This is a genomic window from Flagellimonas algarum (assembly GCF_040513375.1).
GTDB classification, from domain to species: Bacteria; Bacteroidota; Bacteroidia; order Flavobacteriales; family Flavobacteriaceae; genus Flagellimonas_B; species Flagellimonas_B algarum.
The window spans coordinates 1,258,312-1,282,995 of the sequence record NZ_JBEVTG010000001.1; the positions used below are offsets into that span (position 1 = coordinate 1,258,312).

Sequence of the window (24,684 nt, forward strand, 5' to 3'; positions counted from 1 at the left end):
AATACTATTATTTTTGCGGGGTAAAATTTTGATATGGAGCGATTATTGCAAAGTGTGAAAATCGGGATTAATGAAAAGATCTATGTGAAAGATCCGGAGTCTTCCGATTTGGGAAAACGCATCGTCGAACAAAGCATCGTCATGATCGATGAGATGGGTTTTGAGGCGTTCACCTTTAAAAAACTAGGGGTTAAGATCGGCTCGAACGAAAGTTCGATCTATCGCTATTTCGAGAATAAGCACAAGTTATTGGTGTATTTGACCTCGTGGTATTGGGGTTGGGTCGAATACCGCCTGGTCTTTTCGACCAACAGCATTTCAGACCCCAAGCTGAAATTGGGCAAAGCCCTCGAAGTGGTTTCAGGCGCCCCCGACCAAGACTTGCATTTTTCGCACATCAATGAGGTATTGCTCCATAAAATCGTTATTAATGAATCGTACAAATCCTTCCTGACCAAAGAGGTAGATCAAGAGAACAAGGAAGGGTATTTCGGTATCTATAAGCGGATGGTGACCCGGATCGGTGAAATGGTACATGCCTATGACCCGGCTTACGACTTTCCGATGAGTTTGGCCAGCACCGTACTCGAAGGGGTGATGCACCAGCATTTCCTCCGTTCCCATTTCGCCACCCTGACCGATTGCAACAAGACCATCAGTCCAGGGGATTTCTTCGCAAACTTGGTGTTCAATACACTAAATCCACAATCGAATGGCTAAAAACATTCTCACAGCTTGGCAAAGGTTAATTGGCCTTTTAAAGCTGGATAGAAAAGACATTCTACAGGTCTTTTACTACGCTATTTTCGCAGGTTTGGTCAATTTGTCCCTGCCACTGGGGATTCAGGCCATCATCAACCTCATACAAGGCGCCCAAGTGAGTACCTCATGGATCGTATTGGTGGTGCTCGTGACCTTAGGGGTCGCTTTTGTCGGCGTGCTCCAATTAATGCAGATACGCATTATTGAAAATGTGCAACAGAAAATATTTACACGCTCTTCCTTCGAGTTCTCTTATCGTTTTCCGAAAATTAGGATGAGCCAGTTGCGAAACTACTACCCGCCGGAATTGGCGAACCGCTTTTTCGATACTTTAACGGTACAGAAGAGTTTGTCCAAGATTTTGATCGACTTTCCAGCGGCCTTGCTTCAAATCATTTTCGGGCTATTGTTGTTGTCGTTCTACCATCCCTTTTTTATCGTTTACGGGATTTTGTTGCTGTTGTTGATTTATGTGGTTTTCAAGTTCACGGCGCAACGTGGGCTCGAGACCAGCTTGGACGAATCGGAGCACAAGTACAAGGTGGCCCACTGGATCCAGGAAATCGCACGATCTATTGTCAGTTTCAAACTTTCAGGAAAGACTTCCCATGCTATAGACAAGAATGATACCTTGGTGGTGGAGTATCTGGAAGCCCGTGAAAGCCACTTCAAGATCTTGGTATTACAGTTCATTCAAATGGTAGGTTTCAAGGTGTTGGTCACTGCCGGATTGCTGTTGATCGGTGGACTTTTGGTACTGAATCAAGAAATGAACATCGGGCAGTTCGTCGCTGCCGAAATCATCATCCTCTTAGTGATCAGTTCGGTCGAGAAGTTGATTTTGGGCCTGGAGACATTCTACGATCTGTTGACCTCACTTGAAAAATTGGGACAGGTTGTCGATAAAGAATTGGAACCCCAATCCGGTGAGCGGCCTTTTAAAAGAAACGAAGGTTTCGTAGTCGAACTAAAGGATATCTCGTATCGGGTACCCGAACGAGATAAAAAGATCATTGATGGTATTTCAATGTCGATCTCACCCGAATGTACCATCTTGTTCCAAGGCCCGAGTGGTTCGGGTAAGTCCACCTTATTGCGGCTCATGGCAGGCATTTTGGAACCTGATGAGGGTAAGATCTTTATCAATGATGTGGCCTTACAAGGAATCAACCTCAATTATTACCGCTCCCACTTAGGACAGTCATTGAGCGAGGAATCCCCTTTTGAGGGCACAATTTTGAACAACATCACTTTTGGGGATGCCGATATTTCACAGGAACAGGTGTATTGGGCCCTTGAAAAAACGAAGTTGACCGAATTCGTGAAAGACCAACCCAATGGGTTGAATACCATGTTGTATCCGGAAGGAAAACAGATCCCATATACGGTTTCGAAGAAGATCGTTTTGGCACGGAGCATCGTTCGAAAGCCCAAACTCTTGATCCTCAAAGATCCTTTGGACCAATTCGGGGAGGCAGAGGCCAATGAGATGATGGACTTTTTGGTCGACCCTTCCAACGGATGGGCTTTGGTCATTGTCAGTGAAAACCCGAAGTGGATCAAAAAATGTGGCCGTATCATCACTATTGATGGTGGCAAATTGATAAACGAAAGAAAAGGAGGCAATGCTTAATATTTCGCACAACAAGCTGAATGAGAAAGTTGACTTGACGAGGTTCAAGGCGGCCCGAAGGGTCTTCCATAAAAGGCATTTCAAACACTTCAACCGCTTTTTAATGGCCTTTGCCATTATAGGGTTCATTACGCTTTTCTTGCCTTGGACCCAGAATATCACCGGTAAGGGCTACTTGACGACCTTGACCCCGGATCAACGACCACAGACGATACAATCGCCCATTCCGGGAAGGATAGAGAAGTGGTACGTGCGTGAGGGTGATTTTGTGGCCAAAGGCGATACGATCCTGTTTATTTCAGAGGTCAAGAACGAATATTTCGATCCGAATTTGGTCGCCAGGACCGGCCAACAGATCAAGGCCAAGGAAATGGCGGTTACTTCGTACCAAGAAAAGGTCAAGGCGCTGAACACCCAAATCGGGGCTTTGACCAATGAGCGCGGTTTGAAATTGGAGCAGGCCAAGAACAAATTGCTGCAATCGAAATTGAAGGTGCAAAGCGATAGTATCGATCTTGAGGCGGCCAAAACCAACATTACCATTGCAGAAAGACAGTTCAATCGGGTCGTACAGTTAGAATCTGAAGGCCTTAAGGCATTGACCGATGTGGAGGAAAAGCGCCTGAAGTTGCAAGAAACCCAGGCGAAGTTGATCTCACAACAGAACAAGTTATTGGCCAGTAGGAACGAGGTGATCAATGCCGAAGTAGAAATCAATCGGGTACGTGCCTCATATACGGATAAGATTTCAAAGGCGCAGAGCGATATGTTCACCGCCCAATCGAACCAGTTCGACTCCGAAGCCCAGGTAACGAAATTGGAAAACCAGTATACGAATTACGAGATCCGAAACGATTTGTATTATATCAAGGCCCCGCAAAGTGGGTTTATCAACAAAGCCTTGCAAGGGGGTATCGGTGAAACTTTTAAGGAAGGAGATCGACTGGTAGGGATCATGCCCGCCAATATCGATATGGCGGTAGAGACCTTTGTAGAACCGATCGATTTGCCCTTGCTCCATATTGGCGAAAAAGTGAGGATCCAGTTTGACGGATGGCCGGCGATCGTTTTCAGTGGTTGGCCCAACGTCTCTTATGGAACTTACGGGGGCACCGTGGTCGCGATCGAAACTTTTATCAGTGAAAATGGGAAATACCGGGTGTTGTTGGCCCCAGATGCCGACGATCACGACTGGCCGAAAGACCTCCGGGTCGGATCAGGGGCCAATACCATTGCCCTTCTTGAAGACGTACCGATTTGGTTCGAACTATGGCGGCAATTGAACGGTTTCCCCCCCAATTATTATCAACCCCAAAACGACATGGCCAAGGCCGATAAGAAATGAGGACAAGACTACTTGTTTGTTGCCTTCTGATATGCGTCGGTACGGTTGGTCATGCCCAGAACGACAGCCTGACTTTGCGGTTCAATGAGTACTTGGGTTATGTCAAAAAGTACCACCCGATCGCCCGACAGGCCCAATTGACCATTGGGATCGGCCAAGCGAATTTGATGAAGGCCCGAGGAGGCTTCGACCCCAAGTTGGAAGTCGACTATGATCGCAAGGAATTCAAGGGCACCGAATATTGGGACCGCCTGAACGCGACCTTTAAGATACCGACCTATTTTGGCATCGAACTGAAAGGGAACTTCGAGCAGATCGAGGGGGAATTCACCAATAGGGATGAGTTCTTACCCGAAGACGGCCTATACAGTGCCGGGGTTTCGATGTCGTTAGGGCAAGGGTTTTGGATCAATGAGCGAATGGCCACGCTTCGCAAGGCCAAGTTCTTCAGGGAACAGTCAAAAGCCGATCAAGACCTTTTGGTCAACCAAGTCCTGTTCGATGCAGCCATGGCGTATTTTGATTGGTTGCAAGCGCATAAGGATGCGGGGATTTTCAATAACTTTTTAGGGAATGCCCAAGTTCGATTCGAAGGGATAAAAAAGAGTGCCCTGGCCGGAGATCGGGCAATGATCGATACGGTAGAGGCTAAGATCGCGGTCCAAAATCGGCAATTGAGCTTGGAGCAGGCCAAAGTTAAGTTGATGAAGCGTTCGCTCGAATTGTCGAATTTTCTGTGGATCGAGAATGTGCCCGTCGAACTCCAACCAGGGGTCATACCCGAGCCCGATTTGAGTGGCGCCATTGATGCCACCTTAGAGATCATGGGGAAACCGTTGGATAGCTTCACTTTGGAGAACCATCCGAAGCTCCGCTCTTTGGACTATAAAATCGATGGCCTGACCGTTGACAAGCGACTAAAAGCCAACAAATTATTGCCTAGGATCGATGTCGAATACAACTTTTTGACCGAGACCCCCGATCAGATTGGAAGTTTTCGTTTTGAAGACTACAAAGGCGGGCTGACCTTTCGTTTCCCTTTGTTCCTGCGTAAGGAACGCGGCGATTTGAAATTGGCAAAATTCAAATTACAGGATGCCGAATTCGAGCGTGATAACGCCCAGGTCGAGATCCAGAATAAGGTGCTGGCGATCTATCGTGAATTGGATTCGTTCGATACCCAGAACCTATTGATCGAAAACATCGTGACCGATTACGGTACCCTCTTGGCCGCTGAAGAACGCAAATTCAGCTTCGGTGAAAGCTCCTTGTTTTTGATCAATTCCCGAGAAAGCAAGCTGATCGATGCCCAACTCAAGCAAAACGAGCTGCGTAACAAATTTTTCGGCACCAAGGCCAAGCTGTTCAAGAGCCTGGCCATCAACCCTGAAAGTTTATAGGATATGGAAACCGCAGCTGCCGAAAGAGGACTAGATTCCAATCCAGATAAAGAAAGGGGCGTCGGCCCCTTAGGCGAAATCCGTGATGTGGTTTTTATCGCCTTGGGGATTTTTTCAGCCGCCTTCGGTCTTGAAAGTTTCCTATTGCCAAACACCTTTATCGATGGTGGGGCAACCGGCATTTCCTTGTTGATATCCGAAGTGGCTTTGATCCCGCTTTCGGTATTGATCGTTTTGGTGAACGCGCCGTTCTTGGTGCTCGCTTATACGACGATAGGCCGCCAATTCGCCTTAAAAGCACTATTGGCCATATTAGGATTGGCGTTGATCTTGGCACTGATCGATTTTCCTGAAGTGACCCAAGACAAGTTGTTGGTCGCGGTTTTCGGAGGCTTTTTCCTCGGGGCCGGAATCGGTCTTTCCATTCGGGGCGGGAGTGTGTTGGACGGTACCGAGATTTTGGCGATTTACCTGAGTAGGAAATTGACCCTGAAAATCGGGGACGTGATCATCATCATCAACGTATTCATCTTTCTGGCGGCAGGCTACTTGCTTTCCATAGAAGCGGCCTTATATTCGATGTTGACCTATTTGGCGGCTTCGAAGACTTTGGACTTTATCGTAGATGGTATCGAGGAATATACAGGCGTCACCATCATTTCGCCTGCTAGTGAGGAAATCCGTGCAATGATCACCGATAAGATGGGCCGGGGTTTAACGGTCTATAATGCCATCGGAGGCTATGGCAAACAAGGAAAAAGAAACACCTACGACGTCATATACACTGTGATTACCCGGCTTGAGATCAGGAAACTCACCGCTGAGATCGAACGAATCGACAAAGGGGCGTTCGTCATCATGAGCAGTATCAATGATACCCGTGGTGGGATGGTGAAGAAAAGGAAGCTATGACCTGCCCAGACGGAAACCAAGCTGTTAGCTTTTCCAAATTGCAACGACCATTGCATTTCAAGATTCAAAAGCAAAACAATGAACGAAACGGTTGATATCGAGAAACAGGAAGCCATGATTACGAAGGCACTTGATCAAAGCATGGACTATACGACCTACCGCGACTACGTCGCCCGTTTGGCCCGTGAAGGTGCAAGTTCAGGACCGGCCCAAACCGAAGCCCTGATCAATTATACCCAACTCAATGACCGAAGGATGAACCGTTGGGACAAGACACTGAAGTTATCCCAGGAACAGTTGGATTCAATTGCCGGAAGTGATCGTAAATTGACGTTTTTGGTGCTCACCGAAAGTTGGTGTGGTGATGCTTCCCCGAGTTTGCCGGTCATGAACAAGATCGTCGAAGCCAATGTGAACTTTGATTTAAAGATCGTGTTGCGCGATGAACATGAGGATTTGATGGATCGCTTTTTGACCAATGGGGCGCGGTCTATACCCAAGTTGCTCGTCTTAGAGGGTGAAGATGGTACCGTAGTCGATACATGGGGCCCCAGACCCAGCAAGGCCACTGCTATGGTGAAGGCTTATAAAAAAGCACACGGTGCCTTGAGCCCTGAATTCAAACAAGAGCTACAAGTTTGGTATAATAAGGACAAGGGAAAGAATATCGCAGAAGATCTTTTAGGACTACTTGCTTTGGAATAGGTAGGTGATCGTTCCGATCTGCGAAGCTTTGTTCGAACTGTTGAATTGCGCTTTCAACGCATAGGCTATGGCGTTCTCAATCAAACAATAGTCATTGGTACCCGAACTTTTAGCATTGAAATCGGCCTCGAAGACCTGACCACTGGCGTTCACCTTGATATTGATGACCACCTTACCCCCTTCGAGACAGGTGTAAATGGGTGGCGGCAATCGATAGGCATTGCGGTCGACCAAGGAATATGAAATCGACGTCCGCTTATCGGCCAAATGGTTGGTGAACTCTTTCTTTTGGGCTTCCTTTTCACCCAATTCCTCTTTGCGGGCTTCCCGTTTTTCAGCCAATTCCTTTAAACTGGCGTTGAATCCTTCGGTGTTCGCATTGAAATCGTTGGGCGCTTGGGTCATGGCCCGTTCTTCCATAAGCTCTTCGAGGGTCTTTAGAGGTTCCGGTGTGCCGTAGGTAGGTTTTGCGGTTTCATTAAAGGCCATATGGCTCTTGATTGGATCGGCATTGGCCATTTCTTCCATGCGTTCCTCCTCTTCTTTGATCAGCTCCTCAATATCTTCGTCGGCCAGACTCATTTCGATGACATACTCATCTTCTTGGGTGGCGCCTAAATGGATGTTATATAGCAATAGCACCATTAACGACATCGCGAAAAAGGTGATCAAAAACGATAATTGCTTCCTATTCAGATCCATGGTTTATCTATAACCCGAAATTCGGGTAATTATTTTGCTTCATCCGGTAATACGCCCTGACCGATGCTTTTTCCTGTAAAAGACCTAGCCGAGCCGTTCCCTGAATTCTAAAGGACTTATCGCATTATCTACGTCAAAATCCCCTATTTTGGTTCTCCGCAAACCACTTAGGTAGGCCCCTGAGTCGAGTGCGAGGCCGAAATCGTAGGCCAAGGACCTGATATAGGTCCCTTTGCTACAAGCCACTTCAAATTCGATATCGGGAAGGGCAAAGCTACTGATTTCGAAAGCGCTGATGGTTACTTCCCGTTCCTTGACCGCTACCGTTTTTCCTTCCCGGGCCAATTCATAGAGGCGTTTTCCGTCTTTTTTCAAAGCCGAGAACATCGGGGGTGTTTGTCGTATGGTGCCAATGAATTTGGTCGTGGTGGCCCTGACCAGTGCCTCGTCGATATGATCGGTCGCGAAAGTCGCGTCGACTTCGGTTTCAAGGTCATAAGATGGTGTGGTGCTTCCTAGGGTGATGGTGCCCGTATAGGTTTTGGCCTGGCCTTGGAGTTCGGGTATTTTCTTGGTGAATTTACCGGTGCAAATGATCAAAAGCCCTGTTGCCAACGGGTCTAAGGTACCGGCATGCCCGATTTTGATCTTTTTGAGGTCGAATTTTTTCCGGAGGGCCCATTTAAGGCTATTGACCGCCTGAAAGGAGCTCCATTCCAGAGGTTTATCGATCAGTAAGATCTGACCGTCCAAATAGGCGTCCTTAGTCGTTGGAATCATGGATGTTGGGAAAAATTCGGGAAAAGATAGCGATTTACCCCCAGATGCTCCAAGCGATGGCGATAAGTCCGACGACTACGCAATAGATGGCAAAATAGGTGAGTTTGCTTTTCCTGACCAATTGGATCATCCAGGTACAGGCTACCAATCCCGCCAAGAAAGCGGCAATGAAACCGGCCCCCATGGCCCCCATTTGGGCACTTTCGAAATTGATATCCCCACTGAGAAGGTCTTTGGCCACTTTTCCGAAGATCAACGGAACCACCATCAAAAAGGAGAACCGAGCCGATTTGGTCTTATCGATCCCCAAAAGCACTGCGGTTGAAATCGTGGCGCCACTTCTTGAGATTCCGGGCAGCATAGCGACCGCTTGGGCCATGCCGATTACAAAAGCACTACGGAACGATACCCCTTTGGCCGTTGTCTTGGCCATATCCGCCAAATACAACAACACGGCGGTGATGATCAACATGATGCCGACGATCAAAATGGCCCCATCGAAAAACACTTCCATAAAATCTTCAAGGAAAAATCCGATCAAGGCCGCCGGAATCATCGAAATCACGATTTTTACGGCGAACTGGAACTCCTCGTTCCACTTGAACTGAAAGATGCCCTTGATGATCTCAAGCACGTCTTTTCGAAAAATCACGATCGTACTCAAAGCCGTGGCGAAATGCAGCACTACGGTGAACAATAAACTTTCTTCAGGGATGGAATTCGCTCCGAGAATGGCTTTGCCCAATTCCAAATGACCACTGGAGGATACCGGAAGGAATTCGGTCAATCCTTGGATGATACCAAGGATTATCGCATCGATTATATCCAATTTACTTTTTCTTTTTGTTGGGGTCCAACAGAATGGCATAAATCTGAATGCCAAGTCCGATCAAAACCAAGGTCGGGGCCAAACGGATTCTTCTAAAACTATAGATTTCAGGGTTGAATACATTTGGATCGTCACTTCCCCCACCGCTCATCAAAATAAATCCCAAAGCGATACATGCCAATCCGATAAATAGGAAGACATAGTTCTTCTTTTGGAAGATGAATTCAGGTTTTTGTTTCTGAACCGTACTATTTTTCTTACTCATTTACTCGAATTTAATAACGCAAGTTACGCAATCTAATTGTTTGGAATCTAAATATTTTCAGAAGATCGATCGCTTCGTTTCCCCAGGTGGTGCAAGCTTAATAATACAGGTCGTCGGTTCTGAGGTTCAAAAACCGCTGTGTCGCGAAATAGGTGCTCAACAAGGAAATGATCACCCCTAAGGCCAAAACCCCGGCAAAGAGAATGATCAGCACCCCAACATCCCCGAAAATGTCAAGCTCGGGAAAATTCCGGTCCACATAATAGGCGACCATGGCCAGGGCGAGCAAGGCCAAAAGGGCCCCGAAAAGTCCTAATTTCACGTTGGTCCAGATAAAGGGCCTGCGAATGAACTTTTTGGTAGCACCGACCATTTGCATGGTTTTGATGATAAACCGTTTCGAATAAATGGAGAGGCGGATCGAACTGTTGATCAAAAGTACCGCGATCACAGTGAACACCAGGCTAGCGATCAATATCCAAAAGCCGATCTTACTAACATTGTCACTTAACAAAGCGATCAAGGGTTCATCATAACTGACTTCATCGACATAGGTCCTAGCACTCAGGGATTCGGCGATTTCGGCAATCTGGGCTGGCGAAACGAATTCGGCGTTCAAGGTCACATCCACAGAATTCTTTAGGGGATTATACCCCAAAAACTCCACAAAGTTTTCGCCGATATCCTCGCTGTATTCCTCTGCGGCATCTTCCTTTGAAACATAGGTCGCGGTTTTGGTGTACTCGGCCAAGGCCAAACTTTTTTGAAGCTGATCGATCTCAACCGCTTTGGCGTTGTCTTTAAGGTAGACCGACACCGTGATCTGCTCTTTGAAATGATCGGCCAATTTTTTCGTATTGAGCACCAACATGCCCAAAATTCCCAGCAGGAATAAGACCAGTGCAATACTCAGGGTAACCGAAAAATAGGAGGAAATCAAGCGTCTGCGCTGATACCGTTCAATATATTGACTCATCGATGGGTTTCGTTACGTAAAAATAGAAAAGTAAATTCGAATTCAAGTGCTTCCTATCTTTGTAATACGATTGTTTTCCGACCGCTGCCTATGCAAAGATTCCTACTCGATTTGAAAATTTCCAGGCCGGGACTTTGGTTTCCGACGGTTTGGATTTATTTGGTCCCTTTTGGGGGTCAGCAAGGCTTTGTCGAATCTCCCCTTTTTTGGATCGGTCTGCTTTTCGTAACCTTTCCATTAAATTACTTGGTGTACGGCCTTAACGATTATAATGATGTCGAAGCCGATGCCATCAACTCGCGAAAAGGGAATTTTCTTTTTGGGGCTCGGGCACGACAAGAACAACTGCGTCCGATTTTACAACGGATCACCTTGGTAGTCCTACCGTTTTTCGTTCTTTTTGTTGTCGTTGGGGGCTTCAGTATGTTCGTGTTGTTAGGTCTGATGGTGGTCGTCAACCTCCTGTATAATTTTGAGCCTTTTCGATTAAAGGAACGCCCCCCTTTTGAAATTGCCATTCAATCCGGATATGTATTGACCGCAGTTTTCAGTACCAACTTGAACGATTTGCCGATTTTGCCATGGCAAACACTGGTGTATCTGGTCCTGTTCGCTTTTCAAGCCCATATCGCAGGTGAGATCATGGATATCGAACCCGACCGCACGGCAGGCAAGAAAACCACGGCGGTACTACTCGGTAGAACAAATAGTAAGCTCTTGATGTTGCTGTTGCTACTGGTCGAATCGTATTTACTTTTTTCTTGGTTCAACGATTTGGTATTGGCTGGGTTCCTTTTGCTTTTTTCAATTTGGTTGCTCATCGATCTGACGCTTATTTTTCGAGACCGCCCCTATACGGATCGTCAAATGCGATGGTTCGGGTACGCCATCAATACCGCAGCTCTATTATCCATGCTTTGGGTACTCTATAGTGGAAATCTTTTACGACCCGTTTAAGTCATCGTTTCAAGGCGAAATGGCCGATAAAGGTTTCCCCAGTGGTCTGTATGCGGTACCAATAATCGGATGAGGGTAAGGGCCGCCCTTGCAAGGTGCCGTCCCAGTTGAAGGAAGTGTCCGAAGTCGAAAGCAGCAATTTGGAATACCGATCGTAGATTTCAAATGAAAAGGCCGGATCGCTTTGAAAACCCTCTAGGGCGAACCGATCATTGACCCCATCGCCATTTGGGGTGAAAAAGCGTGGAATGACCCGGTGGAGAAATGGGAAACGAACGACCCCACAGCCTGTTTTTTCTCGAACAAAGGCGGTGTAGACCCCACCCGCTATATTATCGAAGACCGGGCGGTCTTGATATCGAATGCCATCCAAAGAGAATTCGAAATCCCCTTCGTTCATCATTTGAACCGTGATTTGTCTATGGTCTGATACCACGGTTTCGATCACCGGCAGATCGATTTGGTTCAAGACGATTTCTTTGATGACCGAACAGCCGTTACCATCAGTGACCCGTACCTCATAGGTTCCTGGACTGTCAACGCTAATTTCAAAAGTAGTCTCCCCTGTCGACCACAGGTATTGGGCATTGCCGACCTCGGCATTCAAGCTGATCGAACGGCCCTCGCAAAAGTCCAACTGTTCGTCGGTCACTTGTGGCAGGGGGTAGTACACCAAGGTGACGGCCGTTCGGGTATCCGAAACACAACCCGCCAGGTTGGTGACCGATTCGGCATAAAAAGTGCCTGCATTTTCGGGCTTATAGGAGGTGCCCGAAGCCAAAGGCGTGCCCCCGGTAGGGGTAGCATACCAATCGACGCGAATTCCGTTCGGTACCGTTGCCGAAACCCTACCGATTTCGTCTTCACAAAACCCCACATCGCCCAAGCTCATGGGGGGTAAGGGGGTGGCGACAATGTCGATATCGAATCGATCTGAAATGGTATTACAACTGTCATTGCCCAGGTTAATGGGATCTTCAGCGACCTTTACCCGATAGGATACGCTAGAATTCAGTGAGGGGGTCGTGTAGGACTGATTCGTAGCCCCTGCGATATCGGTCCAGTTGACCCCATCGGTGCTTTCTTGCCATTGATAGGCGTGGGTAGCGTAAACCGAAAAGTCAGGAACTGCGGTCAAGGTCGTGGCGATAGGGGCTTCTTGGTCGCAGATCGCGATTGAGTTGTTGTTGGCCGTATCGGTCAGGGTGATGGCGTCACCGCAGGTGCGAAAAACGATATCGTCGATTGCCAGATCGTTGCCACAACCCCCTGCACCGTTATTGATCATTTTCAAAATAACCGAAGTCTGCCCGGGTAAGGTTTGGAAGACCAAGGCATACAGTTCCCAAATTGGGGAGGCCTTATCGAAGATATCGCCGGTATCCCCACTGGCGAGCAGGTTGGTATCCGTGTCGTCCCATATTTGGAAACGCACGTTCACTGGAATCCCGTTGAAATTACAACCCGGACTCGTGCTCGGGTGCAAGTTCATCAACCAAGAAGAGAATTCGTAAGAGGTGTTTTCACAAAGCCCATCGATCCTGCGCCGAAAGAATTCCCCAGGGGTAAAACTCGCGTTGACGATGAAGGCCTTGCCATTGGTGTCACCAGGGGTGTGGTCGGTGGTATCGAACCAATCGAAGTAGTTCGTTCTGCTCGAGATGGTGTAATTGCCGTCTACCGGTTGATTCGGTCCGCCATCTACGTAATTGTAGGTGGTGGTGCCCGGGGGTAGGGGCGGGCCGTCCTGTAATCCAGTTCCAAAAGTCTCGGTGAATATCGGGCTGCCCGAGTTCCCATTGCAGGTGCCCAGCTGCGCCAAACTTTCCCAACAGAAAAGAAGGAATAAGAAGCAAAGGCTAGGAAGCAAGGTCTTTTGCAATCGCAAGGGTTTCAAGTTATTCGGAATCGGATTTTCGCTTTCCGCTTTTGCGGATTAAAGCTATTTTTGCGCAACCAAAGGAGGAATATATAAAATGAATTATAATTTCAGGGAAATCGAGGCCAAATGGCAGAAATATTGGGCGAAGCACGAAACCTTCAAAGCCAGTAACGATAGTGAAAAACCGAAATTCTATGCTTTGTCGATGTTTCCCTATCCTTCAGGGGCGGGATTGCACGTGGGGCACCCCCTTGGGTACATCGCTACCGACATCCAGGCACGTTACAAGCGCCACAAGGGTTTCAATGTGCTCCATCCGATGGGGTATGATTCTTTTGGCCTGCCGGCTGAACAATATGCCATACAGACCGGGCAGCACCCGGCCTTGACGACCGAAACGAATATCAACCGGTATCGGGAACAGTTGGATCAATTGGGCTTTTCGTTCGATTGGGGGCGTGAGGTACGAACCTCCGATCCGGCCTACTACAAATGGACACAGTGGGTGTTCATCCAGCTCTACGATTCGTGGTACAATACCGATGCGGATCGCGCCGAAGCCATCCCCACTTTGATCGATCGCTTTGAAGCTAGCGGTAATGCAGCGGTCAATGCGGTTTGTGACGACGATACTCCCAGCTTTGATGCTGCAGGGTGGAAGGCCTTTTCGGCCACTGAAAAACAACGCATTCTTTTAAAATACCGCCTCACCTATCTGGCCGATGCTGAGGTGAATTGGTGTCCGGCCTTGGGCACCGTATTGGCGAATGATGAAATCGTCAATGGCGTTTCGGAACGTGGGGGGCATCCTGTGGTACGCAAGAAAATGACGCAGTGGATGATGCGCATCACGGCCTATGCCCAAAGGCTCCTGGATGGTTTGGATACCATCGACTGGCCCCAGCCTTTGAAGGATTCACAGACCAATTGGATCGGAAGATCCGAGGGGGCCTCGGTGCGTTTTAAACTACAAGATCATGAGGGGGCTATCGATGTGTTCACCACCCGACCCGATACGATATTCGGGGTGTCGTTCATGACCCTTGCCCCAGAACATGACCTGGTGGCAAAAATCACCACGCCGGATCAAAAAGAGGCCGTTGAGGCCTACGTTGAGGCGACGGCCAAACGGTCTGAACGCGATCGATTGGCCGATGTAAAGACCATATCAGGGGTCTTTACGGGGGCATTTGCCGAGCATCCCTTCACCAAAGCACCCGTTCCGGTTTGGATCGGTGACTATGTGTTGGCCAGTTACGGAACCGGTGCCGTGATGGCGGTACCCTGTGGCGATCAACGCGATTATGATTTTGCGAAGCATTTTGATATCGACATTCCCAATATTTTCGACGGGGTCGATATTTCCGAAGAAGCTTTCGCTGACAAAGCGAATACCGTCATCGCCAATTCTGGGTTTTTAGATGGGATGGGGTGCCAAGACGCCACCAAAAAGTGCATCGCCGAATTGGAAGCGATCGATCAAGGCGTGGGCAAGATCAATTACAGGCTCCGCGATGCGGTGTTCAGTAGGCAACGGTATTGGGGAGAGCCTTTTCCGGTCTATTATGTCCATGGCATGCCACAAATGATTTCCGATGCCCATTTGCCCCTTGAATTGCCCGAGGTCGAGAAATATTTGCCTACCGAAGCGGGGGATCCGCCTTTGGGGAATGCGACGCATTGGGCCTGGGATACGGTATCGAACGCTGTTGTTGCTAATGAGAACATCGATCATAAAACGGTATTTCCGTTGGAATTGAACACCATGCCGGGTTGGGCGGGCAGTTCGCAATACTTCAACCGCTATATGGATCCCACGAATAACGAGGAGATTTATGCGAAGGAAGCCATTGCCTATTGGCAAGATGTCGACCTCTATATCGGAGGTAGTGAACATGCGACTGGCCACTTGTTATACAGCCGTTTTTGGCAGAAATTCTTGTTCGACCGCGGCATAGCACCAAAAGACGAATATGCCCAAAAACTCATCAACCAAGGGATGATTACCGGGACCTCGGCTTTCGTTTATAAGGATTTGGATTCCGATACGTTATATTCAAAAGGACTGATCGAAGGTAAAAACGTCATTCCGATACATGCCGATGTTTCTCTGGTGAACACTTCGGATGAACTGGATGTTGTCGGATTCAAAAAATGGCAACCCGAATACGATTCGTCCGAATTCGTGCTTGAAAATGGCAAGTTCATTGTAGGAAGGGAAGTGGAGAAAATGTCGAAATCAAAATACAACGTCGTCAACCCCGATCAGATCTGCGAAGACTACGGGGCCGATAGCCTGCGCTTGTACGAGATGTTCCTCGGGCCTTTGGAGCAGTCAAAGCCTTGGAATACGGCAGGTATTACCGGGGTACACGGGTTTTTGAAAAAACTCTGGAAACTCTACACCACCATTTCAGACGACCGCCCAACGGCTGAGAATCTCAAAACCTTGCACAAGACGATCAAGAAGGTGGAAGAGGATATCGAAAACTTCAGTTTCAATACCTCGGTTTCTACCTTTATGATCTGTGTCAACGAATTGGGTGCCCAAAACTGTACCAGTCGTGCGGTTTTGGAACCATTGGCCATTTTGGTGTCCCCCTATGCTCCCCATATCGCTGAAGAGTTGTGGGAGCGGTTAGGGCATACGAGCAGTATCGCCGATGCCCCTTTTCCTGAATTCGATGGCAGTCATTTGGTCGAAAGCTCCAAAGAATACCCGATCTCGTTCAATGGAAAGATGCGCTTTAAATTGGAATTGTCTCTGGACTTGGACAAGGCCGGTATCGAAGCCGCGGTCTTAGCACACGAACAGACCCAAAAATATTTGGAAGGCCGAACCCCGAAAAAAGTCATCGTCGTGCCCGGAAAAATCGTCAACATCGTGGGTTGATGCCATTCCAACTGCTGAAAATAAAGAGGTGCCCGTCTAAAAGGGGCACCTTTTTTTTGTGCCATACCGAACCATGGGATGCGTAGCAACCACAATGCTGCAGTCTGCAAATACATTTCTTTTCGATAATTGATGAATAATAGGGGTAATGAATTAAAAAAAGTACATATTATAAATTATACCCCCTATTTAAAGGGGGGTATAGTTTAAAAAACAGATAAAAATATCTATTGACCCCTGCATTTCATCGAAAATATTTTCGACAACCGGTTTTTTCCCACAATTTTGGATTATAACCAAAAACCGAAAACAATGATCGTAGGTATTCCGAAAGAAATCAAGAACAACGAAAGCCGTGTGGGTATGACCCCTGCCGGAGTCTTTGAACTGGTACAACACGGCCATACCGTTTATGTACAGTCTACCGCCGGTGAAGGCAGCGGCTTTTTCGATGCCGATTACCAAGAGGCGGGTGCTGAAATCTTAATGGGGATCTCCGAGATTTATGCGGTCAGTGACATGATCGTCAAAGTAAAGGAACCGATCGAACAAGAATACGGTTTGATCCGCGAAGGCCAGATCGTATTTACCTACTTTCATTTTGCTTCTAGCGAGGCCTTGACCTTGGCCATGATCCGACAGAAGGCCGTATGCATCGCCTATGAAACCGTTGAAGATGAAGAGGGCACTTTGCCCCTATTGACCCCAATGTCTGAAGTGGCAGGTCGTATGGCCATTCAGCAAGGGGCCAAATACCTCGAAAAGCCCGTTAAAGGGCGTGGGGTCCTACTGGGGGGTGTGCCCGGTGTGGCCCCAGGAAAAGTACTCATCCTTGGTGCGGGTACCGTGGGGATCCAAGCCGCGAAAATGGCGGCAGGCCTTGGGGCCCATGTCACCATAATGGATGTGAATATGAAGCGCCTACGTTATGTGAACGATGTGATGCCCAATCACGTCGTGACCGATTATTCAAGCGAATTCAGTATTCGCAAGCACATTAAGACCCACGATCTGATTGTCGGCGGGGTCTTGTTGAAAGGGGCCAAAGCACCGAACTTGATCAGTAAGGATATGCTTAAGGAAATGCGCCCTGGCACCGTTATTGTCGATGTGGCCGTCGATCAAGGAGGTTGTGTTGAAACCTCCAAACCGACTACCCATGAAGACCCCACCTACATCATCGATGACGTGGTACACTATTGTGTGGCCAATATGCCCGGGGCCGTGCCCTATACCTCGACCATTGCCCTGACCAACGTGACCCTGCCCTATGTGCTCAAATTGGCCGATATGGGGTGGCAACGTGCTTGCAAGACCGACGCCGCCCTGGCGAAAGGGCTGAATATCATCGAAGGGGAAGTGGTGTATACCGAAATCTTGGAAGCCTTCGGTTGGGAACCGGTGATGGCCTAACGAACATTTTGTCAGGTTTTCATTTTGGCGGGATTTTTGCTTTTATATGGTATCTTTAATCAAATAAAACACGAAACGTCATGATGGGATATTATATTTTGATAGGTGCGATCGCCCTATTTAGTTGGATGGTCAGCGCCCGATTGAAAAGCAAGTTCAAGCACTACTCGAAGGTGCATCTACAAAACGGGATGAGCGGTGCCGAAATCGCCCAAAAAATGTTGGATGACCACGGAATTCGGGATGTAAAAGTCATTTCGACCCCGGGAATGTTGACCGATCATTATAATCCGAAAAACAAGACCGTTAACCTCAGTGAAGGGGTATATAACCAACGCAACGCCGCGGCAGCCGCGGTGGCCGCACACGAAGTGGGCCATGCGGTGCAACATGCACAGGCCTATGAGTGGTTGACCATGCGTTCGAAATTGGTCCCGATAGTCAGTGTGACTTCGGGCATGTCGACATGGGTGGTCTTTGGGGGCTTGATGCTCGGGGCCGCTGCCGGAGTCGGTATGGGGTATTGGATCGCCATCGCCGGTTTGGTCATGATGGCCTTTGCTACCCTATTCAGCTTCATTACCCTTCCAGTCGAATACGACGCCAGTAAAAGGGCCTTGGTTTGGCTCAAACAAAAAGGGGTGGTGACCCAAGCCGAATACAAAGGTTCGGAAGACGCCCTGAAATGGGCTGCACGCACCTATTTGGTGGCTGCGATCGGTTCTTTGGCGACCTTGCTTTATTGGGGCTTGCAGGTGCTTGGAGGTCGCGATTAAGCGTTCATCCACAACACGACATCGATTTTATTTACCAGCCAAGGGCATAGGCTACGATGATGTAGGTATGCCCTTTCGCTTGTGGGGTTTCGGCCGAATTGTAGCGTACCCCTAAGCTGTAGTCGTGCCTGTTGTTGCGGTGTTTGAGATCGACACCCATGATCAACAAGCCGTTTTCGATATCACGGATGACCGTCGAATCGTCTCCCAAGAGGTGCCCTTCGATCAGGCCATTGTAGCCGACTTGTCGGTAGGCCGCCTGTAAGGTGATATACAGTTCTTTTCCCATACCGCCCAAGCGCTTTGCAGCCATACTTTCATCAATCGAATTGCGTCGACCAAGGTGCAGGTATACACCAGTTTCTGCGAAAACATCGCGGGTACCCAAGGCCAGCTTCGGGCTGATACCCAGAACGATGCCGAACGGGTTCGGATGCAACCACCATTCTTTGATGTAACGGCCATAAAAATTCAAGTGCAGGCGGTTATCTAGTTCGGCTGTCCAAATGGGCGATCCCGCAATGGATAGGGCGCGATGGTACCAGCGTTGGAACCCCCCGGCACCCGAGTTGACCCCGGCAAGTCCGATCAAGGCACCCAGTTCATAGAACCGTGAGGTTTCGGCCAGGTTCCAACGGCCGTGTATGCCTGTGAAACCCACATAGGGCCGATCGAAAAGTGCCGGATTTGTCGATTGGGTCTGTGATGGGGTAAAGACTTCTTGGCCAAGGCCAAGGGCAATTTGTTCCTTGGTTCCGAATACCCCTTTTGCCAGTTTTTTGCGGTAGGTCAGAAAAAGCCCAGAAGTGTAATAACGATCGGTCTGTGCGAAAAAATCGTTGTCATGGCGTATTTCCAGTTGTTGGGACACGCTTGCGGACGTATCCGCAGCTTGGGGAAACACGGTTATACTTAGTAGCGATACCAACGCACCGGCAAGCAACTTCATCAAGGCTTCCGTTAAATGGAGATTTGTCTATCGATCTGTTGGGCCAGCGAAATAAAGGTCTCCGTTCGGGATACCCCCTCGATCTGTTGGATTTTCTTATTGAGTACCGTCATCAAATGCTCGTTGTCCATACAGAGTACCTTGATCAAGATCGACCAATTTCCAGTGGTGTAATGGCATTCCAACACCTCAGGGATGCTTTCCAGCTCTTTGACCGCTCGTGGGTTGGCCATGGCCTTGTCTAGAAAGATACCGATATACGCCATGGTCGTAAAACCCAAGACCTTGGGGTTGATGACGAACTTTGACCCCGCGATGAGTCCGGAAGCTTCCAGTTTTCGAAGCCGTTGGTGAATGGCGGCCCCTGAAATGCCGATGTTGCGCGCGATTTCCAAAATAGGGCGACGGGCGTCTTCCATAAGATACCTTAGGATTTTCTTGTCGATCCCGTCGATTTTGACCAGATTGTTAGAAGATTTCATGCAATTTCGCTCAAGTATTAAGCGAAGGTAACATTTAGAATCAAATTGTTAGCTTGAAATCGCATCGGGATTGTATCCGATATATGGCATTTCGTATTCCTTGAAATGAATGCCGTAATCTTGGAGTTCCGATAAAATCGGGCGGTACACCTCTTTGGCGATCGGAATCTGGATTCCTGGGGTGGTGATCTTGCTGTTGAGGATGTTCAGGGTTGCCATGGCCACCGGTAAACCTACCGTTTTCGCCATTGCGGTATGGGTCTGTGTTTCGCCGATCACGACCATATTGGCGTCGATCTGTTTCTTGACGCCGTTGATTTCGTACCCGAATTTATGGTACATCACGATCATGTCCTTATCCTCTTTTTCAAGGCTCCAGCTATCTTCCAAGATGTATTGCAGCATCTGGGCCGGGGTGGCTTGCTTTAAGGGTATTTTCTTATCGGGGTTGAAGAGGTCAAGCTCGACGAGTTTACTCCAAAAGATATCATCTTGATCGATTTTCAAGTAATGGCGTAGTTTGAGTTCGACCGAGTCGGTCAATGAATAGGGTAAGAATAGGTTGATGAACTCCCGGTACGACATCCCTTCAGAACCTTCGACCACATACCCATCATCGGTCATACCGAGCTGTACGAAAATGTTCCAGGCTTTTGAAAAGCCGACACGGCGCATGGTGCCACGGTATAGGGTCAAGACATCTTGAAGCCCATAAGCATCGCGATACCAGAGGGAGTCGCGATTGGCGTAGCCTTCAAAACTACCGTATCCTTCGATTTCCAAAAATTCGGTCCGGCGGAAGAGTTTGTGATAGGGGATGTATTTATAAGTGCCTTCTTGAATGAACTTCGCAGCTCCCCCTTGGCCGGCGAGCACCACGTTCCTCGGATTCCAAGTAAACTTGTAATTCCATAGATTGGTGTCGCTTTGGGGGGCGACCAAGCCACCGGTGAACGACTCGAACAACAGCATTTTGCCTCCTTCATCCCGAATCCGATCGATGATCTCCATAGCACTCATATGGTCGATACCCGGATCGAGGCCGATTTCGTTCATAAAGACCAAACCTTTGTCCTTGACTTCTTTTTGCAATCCTTTGAGCGCTTCGCTGATGTAAGATGCGGTGACCAAATGCTTGCTGAATCGTAGGCAGTCTTGGGCTACTTCGAAATGCATTCGCGCCGGCAACATCGATACCACGATATCGGCCGCTTTGATCAGTTCGCGACGCGTGTTTTCATCGAGGATGTCCAAGCGTACGGTCTTGCAATTGGGATGTCCGCTAACGGCAGGGGCAATCGCTTCCGGGTGTAGATCGCCAATGGTGAGTGCCAACGATTCATGCACGGATTTTTCCAGAAAATAGTCCAGAAGATAAGAAGTGGATTTTCCGGCACCGAGAACCAAGATGTTACGCGTCATGTGGGTTTGGTTTACCTTTGCGGTATTAGAATGCTAAAGTATCAAATTGTTATATTTTTAAAAATAACCCGTATTTAAGTTATGAACAAAACAATTGTATTGACAGGTTTGGTCTTGGGTGCCCTGGCGGTGATCTTGGGTGCTTTTGGCGCACATGGCCTAAAGAAAATATTGTCGACCGTCGAATTGGCGACTTTTGAGACCGGTGTAAAATATCAAATGTACCATGCCCTCTTCTTATTGGTTTTAGGGAGCCTTCCGCTTGTTGGCGATGAAGTGAAGACACGGGTGTTCTATTTGATTCTATTGGGCATCATTTTCTTTTCCTTTTCCATTTATGGTTTGGCGACGAACGCCTTAACCGGATTCGATTTCAAAAAAATAGGGTGGATCACCCCGATCGGGGGTTTGTTGCTCATTTCGGGCTGGGCGTATTTGTTCTTTGCCGTTTTGACCAAAAAATGATGGAAATCAACAATAAATTCGAGGCCTAGGGGTTATAATTTTTTAGCTTTGCAGCAACAAAAACCAATATTTTATGGCAACGACTGCCTCATCATCGAAAACGATTTCGTTAAAAGCGATCGGAATCGATCATTCCGATATCAAGTATCAGCTTCCATCGGAGGAACTCCATGAAGAAACGGTAAACCTTGGCATGGGAAAGACGGCCTCCCTGGGGGCCTTAGCTGTCAACACCGGAGAGTTTACCGGACGTTCACCCATGGATCGTTTCATTGTCAAAGACGCCATAACTGAAGACAAGGTGTGGTGGGGAGACATCAACATTCCATTTGAAAGTAAGAAATTCGATGCCCTTTACGATAAGGTCATCGCCTATCTGAATACGAAACCGCTTTATGTTCGGGATGCCTATGCCTGCGCGGAAACGGCCTATCGATTGAACATCCGGGTAGTAAACGAGTACCCATGGTCGAACATGTTCGCGTATAACATGTTCTTACGACCGACTGAGGCCGAACTGGAAGGATTCGACCCGGAATGGACGGTGATCAATGCACCGGGTTTTATGGCGGATGCTGCCGTTGACGGTACGCGCCAACACAATTTCGCCATCTTGAATTTTACACGAAAAATCGCCCTGATCGGCGGTACCGGGTATACGGGCGAGATTAAAAAAGGTATTTTTTCGGCCTTGAACTTCATTCTCCCGGTATTCAAGGACACCCTACCGATGCATTGCTCGGCCAATGTAGGGGAAGCTGGGGATACGGCCATCTTTTTCGGTTTATCAGGAACCGGTAAGACCACGCTTTCGACCGATCCCAATAGGAAATTGATCGGCGATGATGAACACGGATGGACCAATGCCAATACCGTCTTCAATTTTGAAGGGGGTTGTTATGCCAAGGTGATCAATCTCTCCAAAGAAAAGGAACCAGAGATCTACGGGGCGATCAAACCGGGTGCTATTTTGGAAAATGTCATAATGGATGCCACCGGAAAAGTCGATTTCGAAGACACCTCGATTACACAGAATACCCGGGTGAGTTATCCCATATACCATATCGATAACATCCAACAGTCATCCATCGGCAAAAACGTCAAGAATATTTTCTTCTTGACAGCGGATGCCTTTGGGGTGCTGCCCCCGATATCAAAGTTGACCCCGGCCCAAGCGGCGTATCACTTTATTTCAGGGTATACCGCGAAAGTCGCTGGAACCGAAGCGGGAGTAGTCGAACCACAACCCTCCTTTTCAGCATGTTTCGGTGCTCCTTTCATGCCGTTGCACCCCACCACTTATGCTGAAATGTTGAGTAAGAAAATGAAGGAAGCCGGTGTTGATGTTTGGTTGATCAACACGGGGTGGACCGGCGGCCCGTACGGTGTCGGTACGCGTATGGAATTGAAATATACCCGTGCCATGATCAGTGCGGCCCTTAGTGGTGCCCTTGGCTTGTACAATTACGATAACTACCATATCCATTCCGTCTTTGGTGTGGCACAGCCTAGGGAATGCCCGGGAGTGCCTACCAAAGTCCTAAGCCCAAGAGCTACATGGAATGACGACGAGGCGTACTACACGACGGCCTTCAAACTCTCGAATGCCTTTCGAGAGAATTTCAAGAAATTCGAATCGTTCGCGAACGAGGAAATACGAAGGGGCGGACCGCAACGCTATGCCTTCTAAAACAAAAAAGCACTTGATTCAACATCAAGGGCTTTTTTTATGGGTTTCGACCGCTGTTATTTATTCACACTGGTGATGTATTTCTGCAAGGCCATGGTCATCGATGGCGTTTCAGGGGTCGGCGCTTGGATATCGATACGGAGACCAGCCGCGGTGGCGGCTTTTACCGTACTGTTTCCGAAAACCGCGATGCGCGTGTCGTTCTGTTCGAAATCAGGGAAGTTCTTCAACAAGGATTCAATGCCTGATGGACTGAAAAACACCAAGACGTCATAGTATACGTTTCTTAGGTCTGACAGATCGCTGATCACCGTTTTGTAGAATATCCCCCGGGTCCAATTCACGTTCAATTCGTCCAAGGTATTCGGTACGATGGGTTTTAATGAATCGGAAGAAGGCAACAAGAACGTCTCGTCCTTGTATTTCTTAAACATAGGTACCAAATCGTTGAACATGCGTTTGCCCACATAAATCTTACGCTTACGGTACACTACGTATTTCTGAAGGTAATAGGCTACGGCTTCCGACTGGCAGAAATATTTCATGGTATCCGGCACCTTGAACCGCATCTCTTCGGCAATACGGAAGAAATGATCGACCGCGTTCCTACTCGTCAAGATGATGGCCGTAAAATCGTTCAAATCGATTTTTTGTTGGCGTACACTTTTTGCACTTTCCCCCTCAACATGGATGAAGGGTCTAAAATCTACCTTTACTTTCGATTTTTCAATCAATTTTGAATAAGGCGAGTTCTCCATTTTCGGTTCTGGCTGTGAGACCAAAATCGTCTTTACTTTCATATTTTCAACCTTTTATGGTGCTATAAAAAATAAGCAAGGGTGCAATTTCGAGTGTGCAAAGGTACAAAATAAAATAGAAAAGATTTGCCATAATCAACTTTTGAGTGTTCCGAATCGCATTGATCAAACCGATGAAATTTATGAACAAGATTAAGCCAAAACTTACATAAATGGCAATAGAGGTATGGGTTTGGATGTAGGTTAGATAACAGCAGCCCAAAAAAGCGATCAGCGCGCTGTAATTGAAGTAGGATATTTTTTGAAAGATCATATCGCGCATCAACTCCGGGCGTTCGAAAAAATAGCCGTTCGCAAGCTGCAAAACGATTTTAGTTACGATAAAGCCCAGAAGCAATAAGAGTACGATCCATAACATGGTCGGGTAGAAGGTAAGTTCACGATGGTCGAGACTGTTTCTTGACAGGTAAATGAACAGGGTAAACGAGATCAATTGGAACAGCGTAACCAAGATATGGAACCCACTGAACAATCGTCCACGCTTTTTGGTCATGGCGATATAGCGATTGTTGAAGGGCAATTGTACGAAGTTCTTAAAAACCGTACTGAAGAGGTATTTGCTTAGGGCCAATAACACCAGACCCAGAAATATCGTGAGGGTGACCCAATCCAATGATTCTATGTTTCT

The 24,684-nt window shown here is 47.9% G+C and carries 23 protein-coding genes; 12 read left to right on the top strand and 11 right to left on the bottom strand.

From position 1 onward, the window contains the following. Positions 1-33: 33 nt before the first annotated feature. From ABV409_RS05805 to ABV409_RS05830, 6 genes are all read left to right on the top strand, one after another. On the top strand, positions 34-720 hold the full coding sequence (locus tag ABV409_RS05805) for a TetR/AcrR family transcriptional regulator (protein WP_353876600.1): 687 nt from the start codon (positions 34-36) through the stop codon (positions 718-720). Further along, a complete protein-coding gene (locus tag ABV409_RS05810; RefSeq protein ID WP_353876601.1) occupies positions 713-2,395 on the top strand; it encodes a peptidase domain-containing ABC transporter in 1,683 nt (560 codons plus the stop codon). Before ABV409_RS05805 ends, ABV409_RS05810 begins: the two co-directional genes overlap by 8 nt. After that, positions 2,388-3,740 (top strand): HlyD family secretion protein, encoded by a 1,353-nt coding sequence (locus ABV409_RS05815; protein ID WP_353876602.1) that lies wholly within the window; start codon positions 2,388-2,390, stop codon positions 3,738-3,740. The genes ABV409_RS05810 and ABV409_RS05815 overlap by 8 nt, the downstream gene beginning before the upstream one ends. After that, positions 3,737-5,140 carry a TolC family protein gene (locus tag ABV409_RS05820; protein ID WP_353876603.1) on the top strand — a complete coding sequence of 468 codons (1,404 nt, stop codon included), beginning with the start codon at positions 3,737-3,739 and terminating at the stop codon, positions 5,138-5,140. Before ABV409_RS05815 ends, ABV409_RS05820 begins: the two co-directional genes overlap by 4 nt. 3 nt (positions 5,141-5,143) lie before the next feature. Beyond that, positions 5,144-6,052, top strand: coding sequence for a YitT family protein (locus ABV409_RS05825; RefSeq protein ID WP_353876604.1), 909 nt, complete (start codon positions 5,144-5,146; stop codon positions 6,050-6,052). A 78-nt stretch (positions 6,053-6,130) separates the two neighbouring features. Then, positions 6,131-6,757 carry a thioredoxin family protein gene (locus ABV409_RS05830; RefSeq protein WP_353876605.1) on the top strand — a complete coding sequence of 209 codons (627 nt, stop codon included), beginning with the start codon at positions 6,131-6,133 and terminating at the stop codon, positions 6,755-6,757. On the opposite strand, the gene ABV409_RS05835 is transcribed toward ABV409_RS05830, so the two are convergent. The 5 genes from ABV409_RS05835 to ABV409_RS05855 form a co-directional block, all read right to left on the bottom strand. Continuing rightward, complete coding sequence (locus ABV409_RS05835) at positions 6,740-7,459, bottom strand: hypothetical protein (protein WP_353876606.1); 720 nt, start codon at positions 7,457-7,459, stop codon at positions 6,740-6,742. The genes ABV409_RS05830 and ABV409_RS05835 overlap by 18 nt on opposite strands. Positions 7,460-7,543: 84 nt before the next feature. Beyond that, a complete protein-coding gene (gene truB, locus ABV409_RS05840; protein WP_353876607.1) occupies positions 7,544-8,239 on the bottom strand; it encodes a tRNA pseudouridine(55) synthase TruB in 696 nt (231 codons plus the stop codon). A gap of 34 nt (positions 8,240-8,273) precedes the next feature. Further along, positions 8,274-9,068, bottom strand: a complete 795-nt coding sequence (locus ABV409_RS05845) for an undecaprenyl-diphosphate phosphatase (RefSeq protein ID WP_353876608.1) — start codon at positions 9,066-9,068, stop codon at positions 8,274-8,276. A gap of 1 nt (position 9,069) precedes the next feature. Next, on the bottom strand, positions 9,070-9,333 hold the full coding sequence (locus ABV409_RS05850; protein ID WP_353876609.1) for a DUF3098 domain-containing protein: 264 nt from the start codon (positions 9,331-9,333) through the stop codon (positions 9,070-9,072). A gap of 97 nt (positions 9,334-9,430) precedes the next feature. Beyond that, positions 9,431-10,309, bottom strand: coding sequence for a cell division protein FtsX (locus ABV409_RS05855; RefSeq protein WP_353876610.1), 879 nt, complete (start codon positions 10,307-10,309; stop codon positions 9,431-9,433). A 90-nt stretch (positions 10,310-10,399) separates the two neighbouring features. Between ABV409_RS05855 and ABV409_RS05860 the strand changes: the two genes are divergently transcribed. After that, complete coding sequence (locus ABV409_RS05860; RefSeq protein ID WP_353876611.1) at positions 10,400-11,266, top strand: UbiA family prenyltransferase; 867 nt, start codon at positions 10,400-10,402, stop codon at positions 11,264-11,266. Between the two features lies 1 nt (position 11,267). Here ABV409_RS05860 and ABV409_RS05865 read toward each other — a convergent pair whose 3' ends face one another. Next, complete coding sequence (locus tag ABV409_RS05865) at positions 11,268-13,148, bottom strand: T9SS type B sorting domain-containing protein (RefSeq protein ID WP_353876612.1); 1,881 nt, start codon at positions 13,146-13,148, stop codon at positions 11,268-11,270. 94 nt (positions 13,149-13,242) lie between these two features. On the opposite strand from ABV409_RS05865, the gene leuS reads away from it, so the two are divergent. From leuS to ABV409_RS05880, 3 genes are all read left to right on the top strand, one after another. Beyond that, a complete protein-coding gene (leuS, locus tag ABV409_RS05870; RefSeq protein ID WP_353876613.1) occupies positions 13,243-16,041 on the top strand; it encodes a leucine--tRNA ligase in 2,799 nt (932 codons plus the stop codon). Between the two features lie 312 nt (positions 16,042-16,353). Continuing rightward, entirely contained in the window at positions 16,354-17,454 is a 1,101-nt protein-coding gene (gene ald / locus ABV409_RS05875) for an alanine dehydrogenase (protein WP_353876614.1), read from the top strand. A gap of 80 nt (positions 17,455-17,534) precedes the next feature. Next, positions 17,535-18,230, top strand: coding sequence for a zinc metallopeptidase (locus ABV409_RS05880; protein WP_353876615.1), 696 nt, complete (start codon positions 17,535-17,537; stop codon positions 18,228-18,230). A gap of 31 nt (positions 18,231-18,261) precedes the next feature. Here ABV409_RS05880 and ABV409_RS05885 read toward each other — a convergent pair whose 3' ends face one another. Genes ABV409_RS05885 through ABV409_RS05895 form a run of 3 tightly spaced genes read right to left on the bottom strand, consistent with a single transcriptional unit; the run spans position 18,262 to position 21,083 of the window. Continuing rightward, entirely contained in the window at positions 18,262-19,179 is a 918-nt protein-coding gene (locus ABV409_RS05885; RefSeq protein ID WP_353876616.1) for a lipid A-modifier LpxR family protein, read from the bottom strand. A gap of 11 nt (positions 19,180-19,190) precedes the next feature. Beyond that, positions 19,191-19,661 carry an Lrp/AsnC ligand binding domain-containing protein gene (locus ABV409_RS05890; RefSeq protein WP_353876617.1) on the bottom strand — a complete coding sequence of 157 codons (471 nt, stop codon included), beginning with the start codon at positions 19,659-19,661 and terminating at the stop codon, positions 19,191-19,193. Positions 19,662-19,709: 48 nt separating this feature from the next. Further along, positions 19,710-21,083, bottom strand: a complete 1,374-nt coding sequence (locus ABV409_RS05895; protein WP_353876618.1) for a saccharopine dehydrogenase family protein — start codon at positions 21,081-21,083, stop codon at positions 19,710-19,712. Positions 21,084-21,164: 81 nt separating this feature from the next. Between ABV409_RS05895 and ABV409_RS05900 the strand changes: the two genes are divergently transcribed. Beyond that, positions 21,165-21,548 carry a DUF423 domain-containing protein gene (locus ABV409_RS05900; RefSeq protein WP_353876619.1) on the top strand — a complete coding sequence of 128 codons (384 nt, stop codon included), beginning with the start codon at positions 21,165-21,167 and terminating at the stop codon, positions 21,546-21,548. A gap of 73 nt (positions 21,549-21,621) precedes the next feature. After that, positions 21,622-23,238 (top strand): phosphoenolpyruvate carboxykinase (ATP), encoded by a 1,617-nt coding sequence (gene pckA, locus ABV409_RS05905; protein ID WP_353876620.1) that lies wholly within the window; start codon positions 21,622-21,624, stop codon positions 23,236-23,238. A 56-nt stretch (positions 23,239-23,294) separates the two neighbouring features. Here pckA and ABV409_RS05910 read toward each other — a convergent pair whose 3' ends face one another. Both ABV409_RS05910 and ABV409_RS05915 read right to left on the bottom strand, forming a co-directional pair. Then, entirely contained in the window at positions 23,295-24,038 is a 744-nt protein-coding gene (locus ABV409_RS05910; RefSeq protein ID WP_353876621.1) for a uroporphyrinogen-III synthase, read from the bottom strand. 4 nt (positions 24,039-24,042) lie between these two features. After that, a complete protein-coding gene (locus ABV409_RS05915; protein ID WP_353876622.1) occupies positions 24,043-24,669 on the bottom strand; it encodes a DUF4271 domain-containing protein in 627 nt (208 codons plus the stop codon). Positions 24,670-24,684 lie beyond the last annotated feature (15 nt).

Excerpts from the sequence above, each read along its gene's own strand:
- ABV409_RS05885 (WP_353876616.1), bottom strand. The coding sequence starts at position 19,179 with ATGAAGTTGCTTGCCGGTGCGTTGGTATCGCTACTAAGTATAACCGTG.
- ABV409_RS05855 (WP_353876610.1), bottom strand. The coding sequence starts at position 10,309 with ATGAGTCAATATATTGAACGGTATCAGCGCAGACGCTTGATTTCCTCC.
- ABV409_RS05890 (WP_353876617.1), bottom strand. The coding sequence starts at position 19,661 with ATGAAATCTTCTAACAATCTGGTCAAAATCGACGGGATCGACAAGAAA.
- pckA (WP_353876620.1), top strand. The coding sequence starts at position 21,622 with ATGGCAACGACTGCCTCATCATCGAAAACGATTTCGTTAAAAGCGATC.
- ABV409_RS05895 (WP_353876618.1), bottom strand. The coding sequence starts at position 21,083 with ATGACGCGTAACATCTTGGTTCTCGGTGCCGGAAAATCCACTTCTTAT.
- ABV409_RS05835 (WP_353876606.1), bottom strand. The coding sequence starts at position 7,459 with ATGGATCTGAATAGGAAGCAATTATCGTTTTTGATCACCTTTTTCGCG.
- ABV409_RS05880 (WP_353876615.1), top strand. The coding sequence starts at position 17,535 with ATGATGGGATATTATATTTTGATAGGTGCGATCGCCCTATTTAGTTGG.
- ABV409_RS05820 (WP_353876603.1), top strand. The coding sequence starts at position 3,737 with ATGAGGACAAGACTACTTGTTTGTTGCCTTCTGATATGCGTCGGTACG.
- ABV409_RS05805 (WP_353876600.1), top strand. The coding sequence starts at position 34 with ATGGAGCGATTATTGCAAAGTGTGAAAATCGGGATTAATGAAAAGATC.
- leuS (WP_353876613.1), top strand. The coding sequence starts at position 13,243 with ATGAATTATAATTTCAGGGAAATCGAGGCCAAATGGCAGAAATATTGG.
- truB (WP_353876607.1), bottom strand. The coding sequence starts at position 8,239 with ATGATTCCAACGACTAAGGACGCCTATTTGGACGGTCAGATCTTACTG.
- ABV409_RS05850 (WP_353876609.1), bottom strand. The coding sequence starts at position 9,333 with ATGAGTAAGAAAAATAGTACGGTTCAGAAACAAAAACCTGAATTCATC.
- ABV409_RS05900 (WP_353876619.1), top strand. The coding sequence starts at position 21,165 with ATGAACAAAACAATTGTATTGACAGGTTTGGTCTTGGGTGCCCTGGCG.
- ABV409_RS05810 (WP_353876601.1), top strand. The coding sequence starts at position 713 with ATGGCTAAAAACATTCTCACAGCTTGGCAAAGGTTAATTGGCCTTTTA.
- ABV409_RS05815 (WP_353876602.1), top strand. The coding sequence starts at position 2,388 with ATGCTTAATATTTCGCACAACAAGCTGAATGAGAAAGTTGACTTGACG.
- ald (WP_353876614.1), top strand. The coding sequence starts at position 16,354 with ATGATCGTAGGTATTCCGAAAGAAATCAAGAACAACGAAAGCCGTGTG.
- ABV409_RS05910 (WP_353876621.1), bottom strand. The coding sequence starts at position 24,038 with ATGAAAGTAAAGACGATTTTGGTCTCACAGCCAGAACCGAAAATGGAG.
- ABV409_RS05825 (WP_353876604.1), top strand. The coding sequence starts at position 5,144 with ATGGAAACCGCAGCTGCCGAAAGAGGACTAGATTCCAATCCAGATAAA.
- ABV409_RS05830 (WP_353876605.1), top strand. The coding sequence starts at position 6,131 with ATGAACGAAACGGTTGATATCGAGAAACAGGAAGCCATGATTACGAAG.
- ABV409_RS05860 (WP_353876611.1), top strand. The coding sequence starts at position 10,400 with ATGCAAAGATTCCTACTCGATTTGAAAATTTCCAGGCCGGGACTTTGG.